General features: G+C 42.2%; 14 protein-coding genes and 1 tRNA gene. 6 read left to right on the plus strand and 9 right to left on the minus strand.

Annotation, left to right across the window (positions count from 1 at the left end; translation table 11 throughout):
* Nucleotides 1-51: 51 nt before the first annotated feature.
* On the minus strand, nt 52-735 hold the full coding sequence (locus JMX82_RS09755) for a phosphoribosylanthranilate isomerase (RefSeq protein WP_176393056.1): 684 nt from the start codon (nt 733-735) through the stop codon (nt 52-54).
* A gap of 210 nt (nt 736-945) precedes the next feature.
* Here JMX82_RS09755 and JMX82_RS09760 point away from each other — a divergent pair, with 210 nt between their 5' ends.
* A complete protein-coding gene (locus JMX82_RS09760; RefSeq protein ID WP_201540392.1) occupies nt 946-2,637 on the plus strand; it encodes a cryptochrome/photolyase family protein in 1,692 nt (563 codons plus the stop codon).
* Nucleotides 2,638-2,916: 279 nt separating this feature from the next.
* On the opposite strand, the gene JMX82_RS09765 is transcribed toward JMX82_RS09760, so the two are convergent.
* Together JMX82_RS09765 and JMX82_RS09770 are read right to left on the minus strand one after the other, a co-directional pair.
* Nucleotides 2,917-3,078, minus strand: coding sequence for a hypothetical protein (locus tag JMX82_RS09765; RefSeq protein ID WP_201540393.1), 162 nt, complete (start codon nt 3,076-3,078; stop codon nt 2,917-2,919).
* Nucleotides 3,079-3,247: 169 nt separating this feature from the next.
* Nucleotides 3,248-3,985 (minus strand): DUF4230 domain-containing protein, encoded by a 738-nt coding sequence (locus tag JMX82_RS09770; RefSeq protein WP_201540394.1) that lies wholly within the window; start codon nt 3,983-3,985, stop codon nt 3,248-3,250.
* Nucleotides 3,986-4,554: 569 nt separating this feature from the next.
* Between JMX82_RS09770 and JMX82_RS09775 the strand changes: the two genes are divergently transcribed.
* Complete coding sequence (locus JMX82_RS09775; protein WP_201540395.1) at nt 4,555-6,273, plus strand: proline--tRNA ligase; 1,719 nt, start codon at nt 4,555-4,557, stop codon at nt 6,271-6,273.
* A gap of 87 nt (nt 6,274-6,360) precedes the next feature.
* Here the strand turns inward: JMX82_RS09775 and JMX82_RS09780 are convergent, their stop codons facing one another.
* The 6 genes from JMX82_RS09780 to JMX82_RS09805 form a co-directional block, all read right to left on the minus strand.
* Nucleotides 6,361-6,762, minus strand: a complete 402-nt coding sequence (locus JMX82_RS09780) for a lysozyme inhibitor LprI family protein (RefSeq protein WP_201540396.1) — start codon at nt 6,760-6,762, stop codon at nt 6,361-6,363.
* An 84-nt stretch (nt 6,763-6,846) separates the two neighbouring features.
* Nucleotides 6,847-7,731, minus strand: coding sequence for an NADPH-dependent 7-cyano-7-deazaguanine reductase QueF (gene queF, locus JMX82_RS09785; RefSeq protein WP_201540397.1), 885 nt, complete (start codon nt 7,729-7,731; stop codon nt 6,847-6,849).
* Nucleotides 7,732-7,794: 63 nt separating this feature from the next.
* The gene (locus tag JMX82_RS09790; RefSeq protein ID WP_201540398.1) at nt 7,795-8,619 is read right to left on the minus strand and encodes a hypothetical protein; all 825 of its coding nucleotides are present in this window, start codon (nt 8,617-8,619) and stop codon (nt 7,795-7,797) included.
* A 63-nt stretch (nt 8,620-8,682) separates the two neighbouring features.
* Nucleotides 8,683-9,456 carry an ABC transporter permease gene (locus JMX82_RS09795; protein ID WP_045446727.1) on the minus strand — a complete coding sequence of 258 codons (774 nt, stop codon included), beginning with the start codon at nt 9,454-9,456 and terminating at the stop codon, nt 8,683-8,685.
* 29 nt (nt 9,457-9,485) lie between these two features.
* Nucleotides 9,486-10,448 carry an ABC transporter ATP-binding protein gene (locus JMX82_RS09800; protein WP_201540399.1) on the minus strand — a complete coding sequence of 321 codons (963 nt, stop codon included), beginning with the start codon at nt 10,446-10,448 and terminating at the stop codon, nt 9,486-9,488.
* A gap of 232 nt (nt 10,449-10,680) precedes the next feature.
* On the minus strand, nt 10,681-11,313 hold the full coding sequence (locus JMX82_RS09805) for a c-type cytochrome (protein WP_201540400.1): 633 nt from the start codon (nt 11,311-11,313) through the stop codon (nt 10,681-10,683).
* Between the two features lie 358 nt (nt 11,314-11,671).
* On the opposite strand from JMX82_RS09805, the gene JMX82_RS09810 reads away from it, so the two are divergent.
* The 4 genes from JMX82_RS09810 (at nt 11,672) to JMX82_RS09825 (ending at nt 14,803) form a co-directional block, all read left to right on the plus strand.
* Nucleotides 11,672-11,748 (plus strand) — tRNA-Arg (locus JMX82_RS09810).
* A gap of 159 nt (nt 11,749-11,907) precedes the next feature.
* Complete coding sequence (locus JMX82_RS09815) at nt 11,908-13,371, plus strand: tyrosine-type recombinase/integrase (protein ID WP_201540401.1); 1,464 nt, start codon at nt 11,908-11,910, stop codon at nt 13,369-13,371.
* A 250-nt stretch (nt 13,372-13,621) separates the two neighbouring features.
* A complete protein-coding gene (locus JMX82_RS09820; RefSeq protein WP_201540402.1) occupies nt 13,622-14,419 on the plus strand; it encodes a hypothetical protein in 798 nt (265 codons plus the stop codon).
* A gap of 108 nt (nt 14,420-14,527) precedes the next feature.
* Nucleotides 14,528-14,803: a helix-turn-helix transcriptional regulator gene (locus JMX82_RS09825; protein WP_201540403.1), complete on the plus strand. Its 276-nt coding sequence runs from the start codon at nt 14,528-14,530 to the stop codon at nt 14,801-14,803.
* Nucleotide 14,804 lies beyond the last annotated feature (1 nt).

The following is a 14,804-nucleotide window of genomic DNA, read 5'->3' on the forward strand; positions in this document are numbered from 1 at the left end:
ATTTTTCCAAGTAATTAGCTATTTAACGGATAAAAATTCACGGGTAAAAAACTAGTTACTGATATTCGAAGGTTCGCCAAGCGTCTCATTTTGCCATCGGTCGCGTTTTACCGCTTTCATAAAGGCACGCATTTTGGCAGCGTCTTTTTTGCCTTTGTCAGACTCAATCCCACCGCTGACATCGACCGCATAAATAGGCAAATCTAAAGTGGCAGCGACATTATCGGCATCCAGTCCGCCCGCTAAAATAATAGGTAGCGAGCTGTCTTGCGGTAGCAGACCCCAATCAAAACGTGCCCCTGTGCCGCCATATTTATGGGGATGGTAAGCATCCAATAAGATACTGTTCGCGCCAGCGGCGGCAAACTCATTAATCTCGGCGCTTACGCTAGCGGCAGTGTGTTGGTCAGCATTGATACGCAGCGCTTTTATCCAGCGTTTATTGACCGCACTGGCCAGCTGCGCACATTGCTCTGGTGTTTCATCACCATGGAATTGAATGATATCAAAAGCAACCTGATTCGCTAATTCTATCAGCTCTGCGCGCGGCATATTCACCACTAGAGCCACTATACTTATAAAAGCTGGCAAAGACGCACTTAACGATTGCGCCTGCTCGATAGTAACAGCGCGTGGACTGGGCGGATAAAATACCAAGCCAACCGCATCAACACCCAACTGGGCAGCAATTTTAATATCATTAGGCTGGGTAAATCCGCAAAACTTAACGTGCATGATGTGACCTTAGATATAACACTCAGTACGACATTATTAGACTGTCTTCGCTACATTGACGGAAGGTAAACGTCAATTGCCAACGCTAAAGCGTAAATATGAGGATTTGTTAATTGAATGGTAAATCCATTGCATCCAAAAACTTATCCTAGCATACTTTTATTACCAGTTTTGTTTATGATTGCGATTGATTAATAGAGGGATAGTTGAATGTCTAAAACGGCGGCGGAAACGTCTCATAACACCGATAGCACAGATAGCACCGAAACAAGCAACTTCAACAATAGCGACGATGCCACTAGCGTAAACCCAGCACATTATTTAATGTGGTTTCGTCGTGACCTGCGAGTTCATGATAATACCGCGCTAGCTGCGCTTTGCGAGCAGGCAAATGCGGATAACGCCTCAGTAAGCGCTATTTACTTCGTGACGCCTGAACAATGGCAAGCACATGACATGTCGCTGACACAGCTCGACCATATCGCACGCATCTTGCCTATCCTAGCCAAATCTCTGCAAACACAATTAAATATCCACTTAACAGTACAGCTCTGTCCAAGCTTTTCTGACTGTGTTGAGGCGATGCTAGATATCTGTAGCGCGAACCAGATCAGCACTGTGATGGCAAATCACGAGTACGAAGGCAATGAGATTAAGCGTGATGAACAATTAACCAAACAGCTTGCAAACAACGATATAGAATTTATTCGCTGGCATGATCAATGTATCTTGCCACCACAAACCATCACCACGAACGATGACAGCATGTATCAGGTATTTACCCCATTTTATAAAAAATGGCGGCATACCTTGGATATCAGTACCATACAAATGCATGAGGCATCCGCCATAAATGGCAACACTAAAGTCAAACTAGAAGTCTCGAACGCCAGTGCTACTATCGAAGATATAGAAAGAGTAAGTAAAGAAGTAGTCGAAGATTATCAAAAGGCACTGCAAAATGCTGGTTTATTAGAGCCCATGGATATAGACGTACAGCTTGAGCACGCTCGGGCAGCCTACCCTGCTGGCGAAGCGGCGGCGTGCCAGCGTTTAGAGGACTTCATCGCTGAGGATATTGATAACTACGATATCAGTCGCGATGTACCCAGTTTAAATGCCACCAGTCAGCTATCTGCCTACCTGACTATTGGCGCAATCAGCCCCAGACTTTGCTACTTACAAGCTACCCTACAATTAAGCAAAGCACTGGGAGAATTACATGGGAATGACAGAGACACCCTAGATAACGGGGATAGCTTTGACAATACTGATAATAACGACATTAACCGCTGGATAAGTGAGCTGGCTTGGCGAGATTTCTATCGCCATGTTTTAGACTATAAGCCCAAGCTGATTCGCCATCAAGCGTATAAAAAGGAAACCGATAGCAAGATTAATTGGTCATATAATCAGCAGGAATTTAATGCATGGTGCGTAGGTAAAACTGGCGTGCCGTTAGTCGATGCAGCAATGCGCTGCCTGAATGCGACGGGCTTTATGCACAATCGCTTGCGGATGGTGACAGCGATGTTTTTGACCAAGGATTTATTGATTGATTGGCGCTTAGGTGAGCGCTACTTTATGCAGCAGCTGATAGATGGTGACTTTTCGTCCAATAATGGGGGTTGGCAATGGAGTGCGTCGACTGGCACCGACTCTGCACCTTACTTTCGCATTATGAACCCTTTTAGCCAAGCCAAAAGCCATGACCCTGATGGGATATTTATTAAAACTTGGCTACCTGAGCTAAAAGCCATTCCTGCCAGCATCTTGCATAGCGAGGATAAAATGCGTCAAGCACTGGCAAAGGGCGGTAAATTTGCTGACATTGATTATCCATTACCGATGGTCGAACATAAAGCGGCTCGCCAATTAGCGATTGCTGAATTTAAAAAATAGCGACGCATTACATCAACACTAAAACCTCAATTTACTAAGAATTTCAGCTATTGTATTTTAATCACATTATCTACCCTTCCTAGGGCGTGTCCTCATTTTAAAAATGGTGATAAAAATGAGATAAATTACCGTCAAACAAGGAAAGTAGCGCACCTAATATCGAGATATTAAGAAGCTATTTGACAATGTTTGACAATGTTTGGCAAAATTTAGCTATTTTTAGCCCATTTAGAAAGTAATCGATTGAATTGAGGACACGCCCTAGTATCAGCTGGCTGCTTATAATATGCGGGTTTGGATAATGTATAAGGCATAGGCTAATAGAGTGAAGCTTATGATTAACAGCACCCATGTCGCAAAAGAAAGCGATTCTTTCGCTTTAGGGCGCTTATTAAGCTGATCTTCAGAGTCAGAAGACGGTTTATTATTAAGAGTTGTCATATACGCCACCTTTTTATGTAGTGTTATATTATCAACGAAATTCATAAGTTCATTATGAATAATAGATAAGCTCTACTATACAATATAAATGGCGTTACTTTAAGTGTTTCCAATTAATAAGCTAACGTATGATTATCTAGTCTATGGCTCTAATAAAATTATGTATATATTATTTTACTGGCATCTGGCACGCGCCTGCACCTTGAGTCGTTACCGTCACTACTGCACCAGTTAACGAAAATAGCTGTTGCAGTTGGGTTTGCGCATTTTCTAGTGCCATATTCATGACATCACCGCGACAAGCGCGTTCGAGTACTTCTTTTTTTGCCATACTTTGCGCTTGTTGCAAGATTTTCGGATCGACTTGCATCATGCCAAAAGCACCCGTCTGCCAATCATAAATCTCGATATCGTCTAGATAAACCGAAAATATCTCTGATGGTGGGATGGTAATATTGATTTGCGGCATCACTGAGACTGGCGTATTGGCACCCGCTTCTTGTACCTCATCGACGTTAATTTCAGGCTGCACCACTTGTACCATCTCGGGGGTAAGTGCACTTAAATCAATCCCCGCCTCCACTCGTCCGCGCGCGATAAACAAACCCTTTTGCTCGTCTTGCCACAGCTTCATCCAACTGCCAGGACGTTGACTGGTAATGACGGTATCGACACTAAACGCCACCGTTTCCAAACGATTTAACTTTTGGATTTGTGTGACCACGCCTTCACGAGTAATGGTTTCTATCGGCTCTTCCTTGGTTATATTCTGCAAACTATAAATAGCAAAGACGATAGCTGCTAAACCGATGAGCAATATTATCCACGACATCATCGCAATGGATTTTTTCGCTTGTGAGTTAGTCGCATCATTATTAACAGGAGATCGATTATCAGGATTATTCATATAAACACCCTCAGAGTTTTATCATTTATTTTTATTAAACGTATAACAAATAACTGTCTAAATGATAAATGCTACTTTTGAGCAGCAACTTCAAGTAATAACTACCAATACGCTACATAATGACTAGCGCTACCATTTACTATAAATACCCTAAAAGCTGGTAAATAATCGAGTTGTAGTGACCTTATTTGCTCGTTTAAGTCACGTTTAAGTCACGTTCTGTCTGAAAAAACAAAAAGTCATTGCGTCTTAGGCTAACTTTACCTAACATAGTCAGATTGTATAAGCAAAATGTTGGCGTACATCTATTTTTCTGGTCTTTATGCGTAAAGTATGACGCTGCCAACATCAACGTTTTAATACAAAATGAACAGTTCCAGCCTTTTTGTAAGGCGTTTTATGAACGCACTTTCTATTCATGTACTGTTTGTCGCAGTACTTTTTAGCTAGGCATGTCCTAGACTATTACCAAGTGATACAAAGGTAAGCTTGCGTCGGCCATCAAAGCACACGCTCAATATCCTACTATTTCTTATTTATTTTATCGTTGATAAGGTTACGCTTTATTTATGAAAGCCAGTCAATTTTTATTTGCCACTCTAAAAGAAACCCCAAGTGATGCCGATATCGCCTCAAGCCAATTGATGGTGCGTGCCGGTCTTATTCGAAAGATTGCTTCTGGGTTATATATTTGGTTGCCCATGGGGCTACGCATCTTGCAAAAAGTCGAACGTATTGTTCGTGAAGAGATGCAAGAAGTTGGTGCACAAGAAGTGCTCATGCCGATGACCCAGCCTGCCGAGCTTTGGCAAACGACCGGACGCTTTAACGATTACGGTCCTGAGCTATTGCGCTTCAAAGACCGTCATGATCGCGACTTTGTGCTTGGTCCGACGCATGAAGAAGTCATCACCAATCTGGCGCAAGGCGAGCTGCGTAGTTATAAACAACTACCAATCACCTTTTTCCAAATTCAGAATAAATTCCGTGATGAGATTCGTCCACGTTTCGGTGTGATGCGCGCACGCGAATTTACCATGAAAGATGCTTACTCGTTCCACGTTGACCAAGCATCGTTGGCAAAAACTTACCATGACATGTATGACGCTTATACGCGTATCTTTACCCGTTTGGGCTTAGATTTCCGTGCAGTACAAGCGGATACTGGTTCTATTGGTGGTTTTGCTTCACATGAATTTCATGTATTGGCAGACAGCGGCGAAGATGATATCGCCTTCTCTGATTCTTCTGATTATGCGGCCAACGTTGAGCTTGCCGAATCAGTGAGCACCGCTGAGCGCCAGCCACCGAAGATGGAGCGCGAAGACGTCCTGACGGAAAATATGACCAGCTGTAAAATGGTTGCTGAACATTTAGGCTTACCGTTAGAAACGACGGTCAAAACGTTAATCGTCCATGGTCATACCGAAAATGATGAGCCACAGCTTATCGCTATCGTATTACGCGGTGATCATCAGCTAAATACGATCAAAGCCGAGAAAATCGAAGAGGCCAATGTGCCGCTGACAATGGCTTCTGATGAAGAACTGAAAGCTGCTGGTCTGCATAAAGGCTATATTGGTGTTAATTTGGATATGCCTGTCTTCGTTGATCGTTCGGCAGCAACTTTGTCAGACTTTGTATGCGGTGCCAATGAAGTCAACAAACACACCACTGGTATGAACTGGGCGCGTGATGCGAGCATTACTCGTGTCGTTGATGTACGCAATGTGCAGGAAGGCGACCCTTCTCCTGATGGTAAAGGCAGCCTAAAAATCAAACGTGGTATCGAGGTCGGTCATATCTTCCAGTTGGGTGACAAGTACTCGCAAGCGTTAAATGCTACCGTATCTGGTGAAGATGGTAAACCTGTGACCCTAATGATGGGTTGCTACGGTATTGGTGTGAGCCGTATCATTGCCGCTGCTATCGAACAGAACAACGACGAAAACGGTATCATGTGGCCGCAAACGCCAACGGTTAATGATTCAATCGCTCCTTTTGAAGTCGCTATCATACCGATGAAGTCAAAAGAAGAGACCGTCATGCAGACAGCGACAGCACTCTATGAAGAGTTAAAAGCACAAGGCATCAATGTGCTACTCGATGATCGTAACGAGCGTCCAGGAGTTAAGTTTGCTGATCTTGAATTGATTGGTATTCCACATCGTATCGTGGTTTCTGACCGCAACCTTGCTGAAGGCAAGTACGAATACGTCAATCGCCGTGAGACAGAAAAGCAAATGCTAAGCCGTGAAGAAGTCATTGCAAAAGTAAGCGGCAAATAGTTTTATTCATAAAACTTATACCATAAAAAGCGCCTGTCTCATAAATGAGATAGGCGCTTTTTCGCGTGTAATATAGCTAAAAAAAAACTACTTAATATTATATCTTTTAGCAATGACCTTACTGCGTTTCTGTGTCTCATTAGCGGTGCAAACATTAGCGCTAATCTGGGCGTATACCACAGAATTATTCATTGGACCGTCATATTCAAAGTCACACTTATCATTACGATCCTTTAACCATATACGCTGTTCTTTATCCAACTGCTGTTGTTGTGTCGTATTCAAAGTACGATAAACGCTCATATAGATTTTATTAAGGCGATTTTTTTCGACTATAATTGCATTATTACCACAATCATAAGCCACTTCCATATAAGCGTCTTCACAGTTATATTGATTTTCCACAAATGCAGCCTGTGCTAACTGCAAGGTAGAAAGAGACAAAGTAGCAGTCCCTAGAGCGGTTAAAAATCCGGTTTTTAACTTCATAACTGCATCTCAATATTCATAAAATAAGGTTTATTGAGTATAAGAAAGAACGCTCATCTATGAAAGCTAAAAATTAATATTTATTTACTGCCGAATCAAGCGGCTTGGCTGTGGCATTAAGCGGATATCACTGACGCGACAAGGGTTGATATCGATACCGCCTCGGCGTGTATACCAAGCGCGAACCATCAGCTCACTTGGCTCATAGTATTGACTCAAATCAGCAAATATTTGCTCCACACATTGCTCATGAAAACCATTATGCTGACGAAAACTTAAGATATAACGCAGCATTCCAGCCTCATCGACTGTTTTATTACTGGTAATCGAAACTGCTAACGTCCCCCAATCTGGTTGATTGGTCACCGGACAGTTACTACGCAGCAAATTAGAATAAAAAGTATAAGGCTCAGTGCCAGTATTCTCTAAAATAGAGCTACTGTTTAAATCTTTATCACTACTTAGCAATGACGCATCAGGATGATCACACAATGCGACTTTTTCGCTAGTATTAGCAAGCGCGTCATCAATACAAACACCCTCAGGTTGAGCCACCAATAACCCTGTTGTCTTATTATGCAGGTCGTCATTTAAGCCAAACAACTCAACTTGCACGTCTGCTTGTACACAGGCTGATAAATCTTTAGCAATCAGCGCTTGCACATCATCCCAACTAGCGAATTCAGTAAAGTTGATACTGTTTAGATAGAGCTTAAGTGACTTTGACTCAACGATAAATGGCGAGCTGGCCGGAATACCAAAACGCGCGATAGCCACTTGCGAGATACCCTGTTGATTTAACCAAGACATCTCAAATGCCTGCCACCAATCGATGCCAACCATTAACTTATCGTCTTGCCAGCCAATGACATCGCGACCCATACTGCGAGCGATAGGATACAAGGTCTCTGGACTATACTCGGTTGGATAGTCAGTGGTTTGCTCACCTAAAATACCGTGGATACTCATAAGTTACTTACCTTTTATGCTTAAATATAATGAAATAAAAACCAGTCATTTTACAGCAATGGGCTATTTTATGGGAATCATTTGCCAGTCTGATGCGGGCTCTGTCTTCACATAATTAAATCGTACTCGATAAGTAATAGTGTCATGCTCACTCATATTAAAATAAAAATCTACCAATAAGCTATCATTGGTAACCCATTCAAGCTTTGCACTATAAGGCATTGGACTATACTTCCGACTGTCATAAAACTTGAAATGTTGCCGAAAATTTCCATAATCCATATTGTTTTTATCATACTGATAGCTACCGTACTTGTCCTTTTTCCAAATGATAACCTCTTCTTCTTCTGGAAACTCAACTTTAACCGTGGCTGCATAAGTCATGTCTGGTGAAAATGTCAAATGCGATCCTTCAAACTCTTGTATAACACCCGTGTTTAGATCAACCAATACTGTGTTATTAGTTTCATAGGCTTGTCCAGATAGATAAAGCCAGTTTTTATTTTTATCATAGCTATTTATAAGATAAACATACCTAAGGCTGTCCCCGTTTTCGTCTTGTACAGACTTATCGGTCAATATGACAGGAGATTCATGACTGGGTATCGTAATAGTGGTCTGGTTTAGCTGACGAGAAATATATTTTGATAATTGTAGTTTTTCGATGAGGTTTTGATTATAAATCATCAAGCTTTTATCTAAGCAATCTTGATAAATCCGCTCATCCTCACTATTACAATCCTTACCCCAGTTAGGATAAATAGGCGCTTCTATAGTCTCCCAAACATAATCATCCATATTAGCAAACGATGCCGCAATAGCAGCATTGGAAAAGCCACTTAATACCGCTATTATCAAAAGCTTATGCCTTATTGAAATTTTTTGCATAAAAAAAGCCCAACAATGTTGGACTCTTATAATAAGGTGACAAGCTATATTTTACAAACTAATCTACAAGCGCACACGTGAGCCATTACTGAGTAAACGATAGGCGATGGTATAGAATACCGCACAGAAGACAAAAATAGCAGCCATCGAATACCAGACATTCACATCAGAATAACCGAGAATACCGTAACGGAACGAGTTCACCATATAAACGATAGGATTCAATAGCGAAATATTTTGCCAAAATGGTGACAAGTTTTCCATCGAGTAGAACACACCGCCAAGATAGGTCAATGGCGTAAGCACAAAACTTGGAATGATAGAGATATCATCAAATGAGCGAGCAAACACGGCGTTTATAAAGCCACCAAGTGAAAATAAGATAGACGTACCCAGTACCGTAAATACCGTCACAAATAAATGCTCAATGCCAAGATCAGTAAAGAATAGTGCGACTATTGAGACGATGATACCAATGGCCAGTCCACGAAAGATACCACCACTGATATAACCCATCAAAATCGCATGTTTGGATACAGGAGAGACCAACAGCTCCTCGATACTGGAGGTGAATTTGGCACTAAAGAAGCTCGAAACCACATTGGAGTAACTGTTGGTAATAATCGACATCATAATGAGACCAGGCACGATAAACTGCATGTATGGCACGCCGCCCATTTCACCCACACGCGATCCAATCATCTTACCGAAGATGACAAAATAGAGACTCATCGTAATAACTGGTGGCAGCAAGGTCTGTGGCCAAATACGCAGAATTCGGCGAACCTCCTTTAACAAAATGGTGCGAAAAGCAATCCACTTTTTATTCCATGACATGGTTTTATTAGGATCTATCATTTCTTGACTCACAATCCTGCCTCCTTCATGCTGTCTGCACTTTGGATATTTTTGTCTACTAAGCGCATAAATAGCTCTTCTAGTCGATTGGCTTTATTACGCATACTGGCTACCGTGATACCTTGCTCAGATAACTGGTCAAAAACACCATTCAACGATTCGCCTTCAGTCAGTGTGACTTCAAGCGTCTGATCATCAGGCTGCGATGTGTCTGTCACTCCTGCCAAAACCAATTGACGTGTAAGCGGTGTCTCCAAATCAAACACAAAGGTCTCAACCGATAGCTGCGCTAGCAAGTCCTTCATCTCAGTATTAATACGAATCTCACCATGATCCAAAATCGCAATGCGTTTGCACAGCTGCTCCGCTTCTTCAAGATAATGAGTCGTCAGAATAATCGTGGTGTTTTCTTCGATATTAATCTGCTGCATAAACTCCCACATAGAGCGGCGTAACTCGATATCTACCCCAGCGGTTGGCTCATCCAAAATCAATAATTTTGGCTTATGAATCAGCGCCCTTGCAATCATCAACCGGCGCTTCATACCACCTGATAGCTCACGTGACTTGCTATTGCGCTTGTCCCATAGACCTAGCGCCATTAATAATCGTTTTGCCCGTGGGCGTGCTTCTTTGGCAGGAATGCCAAAGTAACCGGCCTGTGTAATCAAAATATCTTCGACTTTTTCGAACATATTAAAATTAAACTCTTGTGGGACGATACCAAGATACTGTTTAGCGACAGACGGATTCTCTAGTAAGTCGGTGCCAAAGATCTTTACGCTGCCAGTGGTTGGTTTAAAAAGCGAGCTAATAATACCAATCATGGTTGATTTACCAGCACCATTTGGCCCCAGCAACGCAAAAAAACCTCCTTGCGGGACGGTTAAACTGACATCTTTGAGTGCCGAAAACCCATTGCTATAGGTTTTGGATAAATTCTGGATAGCAAGTGCTGGTACCTCAGACATGAAAACCTCTTTATTGGTTATAAATTTATGTAAAAATGTTTTTAGAATATAAACAGACAGAAGAGACTGTGTAGTGTCATAAAGTGAGGCTAGTGTTGGTAAATTTCAACTGTAATGCCTTAGAAGTACCGTATTGATAATACTCATCATTAAAAAAGCGCCTATCTCATTTAATGAAATAGGCGCTCCACTGATATATAGGGTAAAAGGCTTAGCCAGATATTCAATACTATTAGCTTGCTTCACCAACCATATAATCGACAGCGTTTTGAACTTCTTCATCAGGGATATCAGCGCCACCTTTAGCAGGCATGGCGTTAAAACCATTGATAGCATGAGTATATAATGTTTCTTTACCTTTGGAGATACGTGGTCCCCATGCACCAGCGTCACCTAAGATTGGTGAGCCAAGTAGACCTGCCGCATGACAAGTCTGACATACAGCATTGTATACTGCTTTGCCATCACGAGGACCATCACCAGCTGATGGGCCAGCGGCACGTGCCGTCACATCACAAACTTCATCGTCTTCAAAGCACACTTTAGCAACTGGCTGAATGCGAGCAATTAAGTTAGGATACAAAGCAATCAGCTTTTGCACTTGCGGCGTATCTTGCGGAATAGGCTCTTCATCAACCGCAGGTGCGGCAGCGGCAGTTTCTGCGGCAGGTGCATCGCCATCAGTCGTATCTGCAGCAGCTTGGGTATCATCACCCAACTGCTCAGGCGCATTTGCTACCACTTCCTGCGCCGCTGCTACATCAGAAACAGTTACAGGAGTGTCTACAACACTTTCAGCTTGGCTCACCGCGATACTAGCGATTCCTAGAATGGCAGCTGCCGATAACATAACTACTTTTCTCATTCGTCACGTTCTCTTATTACATATACAAAGGCTCATACGGCTCAGACATTCTGCTTGTCCTCCTTTGACAACCAAATAGTTATCAATAGCAAACAGCCATCCCGCGTACTAGCACACTTGTAATCGGTGATTATAAATATGAATTCTCCCTGTCATTATAAGGGAAAAGGCAGGTAGATTGCCATGCCTGTTTAATGACTATCCTGTTTTTTCTTAAAAAACATCAATCACTGTCTTCATTCATTGGCTTTATGGATTTTATTTGTTAGACTAAGCGGTCTTTATTTTTCGACATCTTTACTGCTCATAACGCTCGTTTAGGCATGATGTTGATAATACCGTACGCCATTGTTATTATGCGCTCGTAGCTCAGTTGGATAGAGTATCGGTCTCCGAAGCCGAGGGTCGTGGGTTCGATTCCCGCCGAGCGCACCAACCCTCATATTTTGCCATTCCCTAGCATTACCCCAAACCTCTACAGCCCTTTAATACCATCATTCTATATCTTTAACTATTACTTGTCATTACCTATTAGCACCTATAGAATGTTGTTAAATCTGTTGTTAAAACTTATTTAACATCTTTGGGGCTGGCATGAATAAGAGAAAAGACTACCTATTAACGGATAATGGCGTGAAGTCTATCGCTAAGCAGTCGGCACCCGATAAAGTCGCCCGTCATAGCGATGGTAATAGCCTATATCTGATACAACACCCCAACGGCTCATTATTTTGGCAAATGTCATACCGCTATCAATCGGATAAAGACATTCAGCCCAAACAAAAAACCTATCAAATCGGTATCTATAAATCATCAAAGCAAGCCATTGACGCCTCATTCAAGCCGCAAGTGTCGCTAAAGCAAGCGCGTATCGAGCGTGACAAGGCAAAGGCGCTACTCGCTGATGGTATCGACCCCACCGCCCGTAAAGGTGCTGAGAAAAATAACTTTGAGCAAAAGGACTTATTCAAAGCCATTGCCAAAAGTTATATCGATGAAAAATCTAAGACCACCACTAAGAATGTGCAAAAGCTGCAAGGATTCTTAGACAATCATATTTTAAAGCACTTAGGCTCATACCCTATTGGGGCGATCACCGCGCAAGATATTATTAAGACAGGGCTTGCCATTCAAGCGAGCTTTGAGCAGCAAGGCAAACACACCTCAGAAACCGCGCATAAGTGCATGGGGCTGATTAGTTCTATCTTTGAGTACGCTATCAATACGCTGGGCTATGATATTACTAACCTTGCCATTGGACGTAATAAAGCACTCAGACCGCATAAAGCCGAACGCATGAAGGCGGTAGAGCAGCACCAATTCCCCGACCTACTCCGCAACATTGACCAATATATTAGCAATCACCCAAACGCACACGCGCAGACCGTAGCAGGGTTACAGCTTATGACGCTGTGCTTTGTGCGTACTAAAGAGCTAAGGCACTTTGAGTGGTCAGAGATTGATTATCATAAAAGCGTGTGGCGTATTCCAGCCGCCAAAATGAAGATGCGCCAAGATCATATTATCCCGCTATCACCACAAGCGATGGCGATCATTGAGCGTATGCGCCCACTGACTGAGCAGACGGGCTATGTGTTCTATAACTTTGAGTCAAACAAGCCCTATAGTGAAGCATGGTTCAATCAGGCACTACAGCGTATGGGCTATACAGGTGACCCCTACCCCAAGATGACAGGTCACGGCTTTAGGCAGCTTGCCAGCACAGGACTGTATGAGCTGCAATTTTCTGAAAGTTTGATAGAGATACAACTCGCTCACTTAGAGCAATCGAGCGTGAGAAGGCGCTATGACTTATCAGAGCATTTAGCCGAGCGCCAAATGATGATGCACCGCTGGGCGAACTATCTTGATGACCTACGCGCTGGCAAGACGGTTAGCTTTGATTTATTGACTCCTGATGAACTCGCTAAGGAAATGGATAGCCGCAATGAGCAAGCGACTGATATAGCGCTGCATGATAAAGACATACTGATAAAGAGCTTACAGGCGCAAGGCGTATCACCTGAGGTACTGGCCAAACTTGCCGAGCAGCTTTAACAACAGCTTTTAACAACATGACGCATCAGCCCAAACGCATAAAAATATCAATATGCCATAAAACAGCACTGACAAAACTGACGAAACCTATTGGTAAGCGCGATATAACAGACAAAACCGAACATGATAGCGTCAGTCGCTGTCATAACCGATTGCAAGGCTAGGACTAATTACCCGAACGACAGCCACCGCACCCTTAGCTGTCAGCGCCTTGCTCCTATTTTGCTTTAGGGGTGTGAGGGTGCGGATGATGGACTATAAGAATAAAAAAATTAGTATGGAAGATGTTAATAAAGACATATATCTAGCTATGGCTAATAGTCTGAAATTTCCACTAAATGAAATAGTAGCGTGGGCTATATTTGGTGATAATACATTTGTAAATGAAAATGCTCTGTTATATTCAAACTATGCTGATACAACTTTAGATAATGCTCTAATTAATGAATCACATTTAGAACTAATGAACACCATTGAGCAAGATATAAAACAATGTATAGATGAAAATACTGATAACGTTGATTTTTCAACCATGCACAGTACCAACGAGGGTATAAACAATATATTAGACATATTTTTACCAGCTAAGTGTCAAGAACTTACTTTATTACTTCGTCAGAAAGATAGTATTTTTAGAGGCTTACCTATTTGGTGGGCAGCTTTAGTAATAGCGTATAGAGAACTGGCAATTTTTGCTTATAAAAATGGTAGCTATTACTTAGCAATGCAGTTCAGTGAGTCTTGTAATGAATGCCAGTCACAAATGATGTTTAAAAATATAGCTTTTATTAAGGCTTATCAAGAGAAGTTATCCAATATAAATAAGACAAACAGTATTACTGGATGGAAAGGAATTGTGGAAAAGCAAAGAAGAAGATATTTAGAAATAGACAGACAATACTCCAAAAAATTAGGTAGAAAAACATATATTAAAGATGCCGCAGAATTTATTTATTTTAACCATAATGACTTTAACATGGGATTTGAAACCATTCGTGACCATCTAAGTGCAGCTAGAAACGGAGTTTTCACTAATAATGGAAAATAGGGTATGCGGCGCATAACTATTCCCTATTACTAACCCCATCCGTAACATTCATCTCATAGCAACCCGCCATTACTGGCAACTCCCTTAACCGCTATGAGGTGAAATAACATGAAGTTAGCAGATAAACATCTAAGAATGGCAGACCTTGCCAACCAGCCAGCGCGAACCGCTAAGACCTATACTACAAAGTCAGGTCAGCAGCGCACCGTCACCGCCAAAGCCGCCACACGCGGTATCACTGGCTTTAGCGCCAAACACATCTACCATCTAATCAATCAAGATAAATTCCCAGCCCCCGTAAAAATCGGACGGGCTAGTCTGTGGCGCTTGTCTGAAATCAATAGCTGGCTTGCCAGTCACACCTCAACTGCTAGCGAGGTGTAAG

The organism is Psychrobacter sp. 1044, from assembly GCF_904846525.1.
In the GTDB taxonomy this organism is placed as follows: Bacteria; Pseudomonadota; Gammaproteobacteria; order Pseudomonadales; family Moraxellaceae; genus Psychrobacter.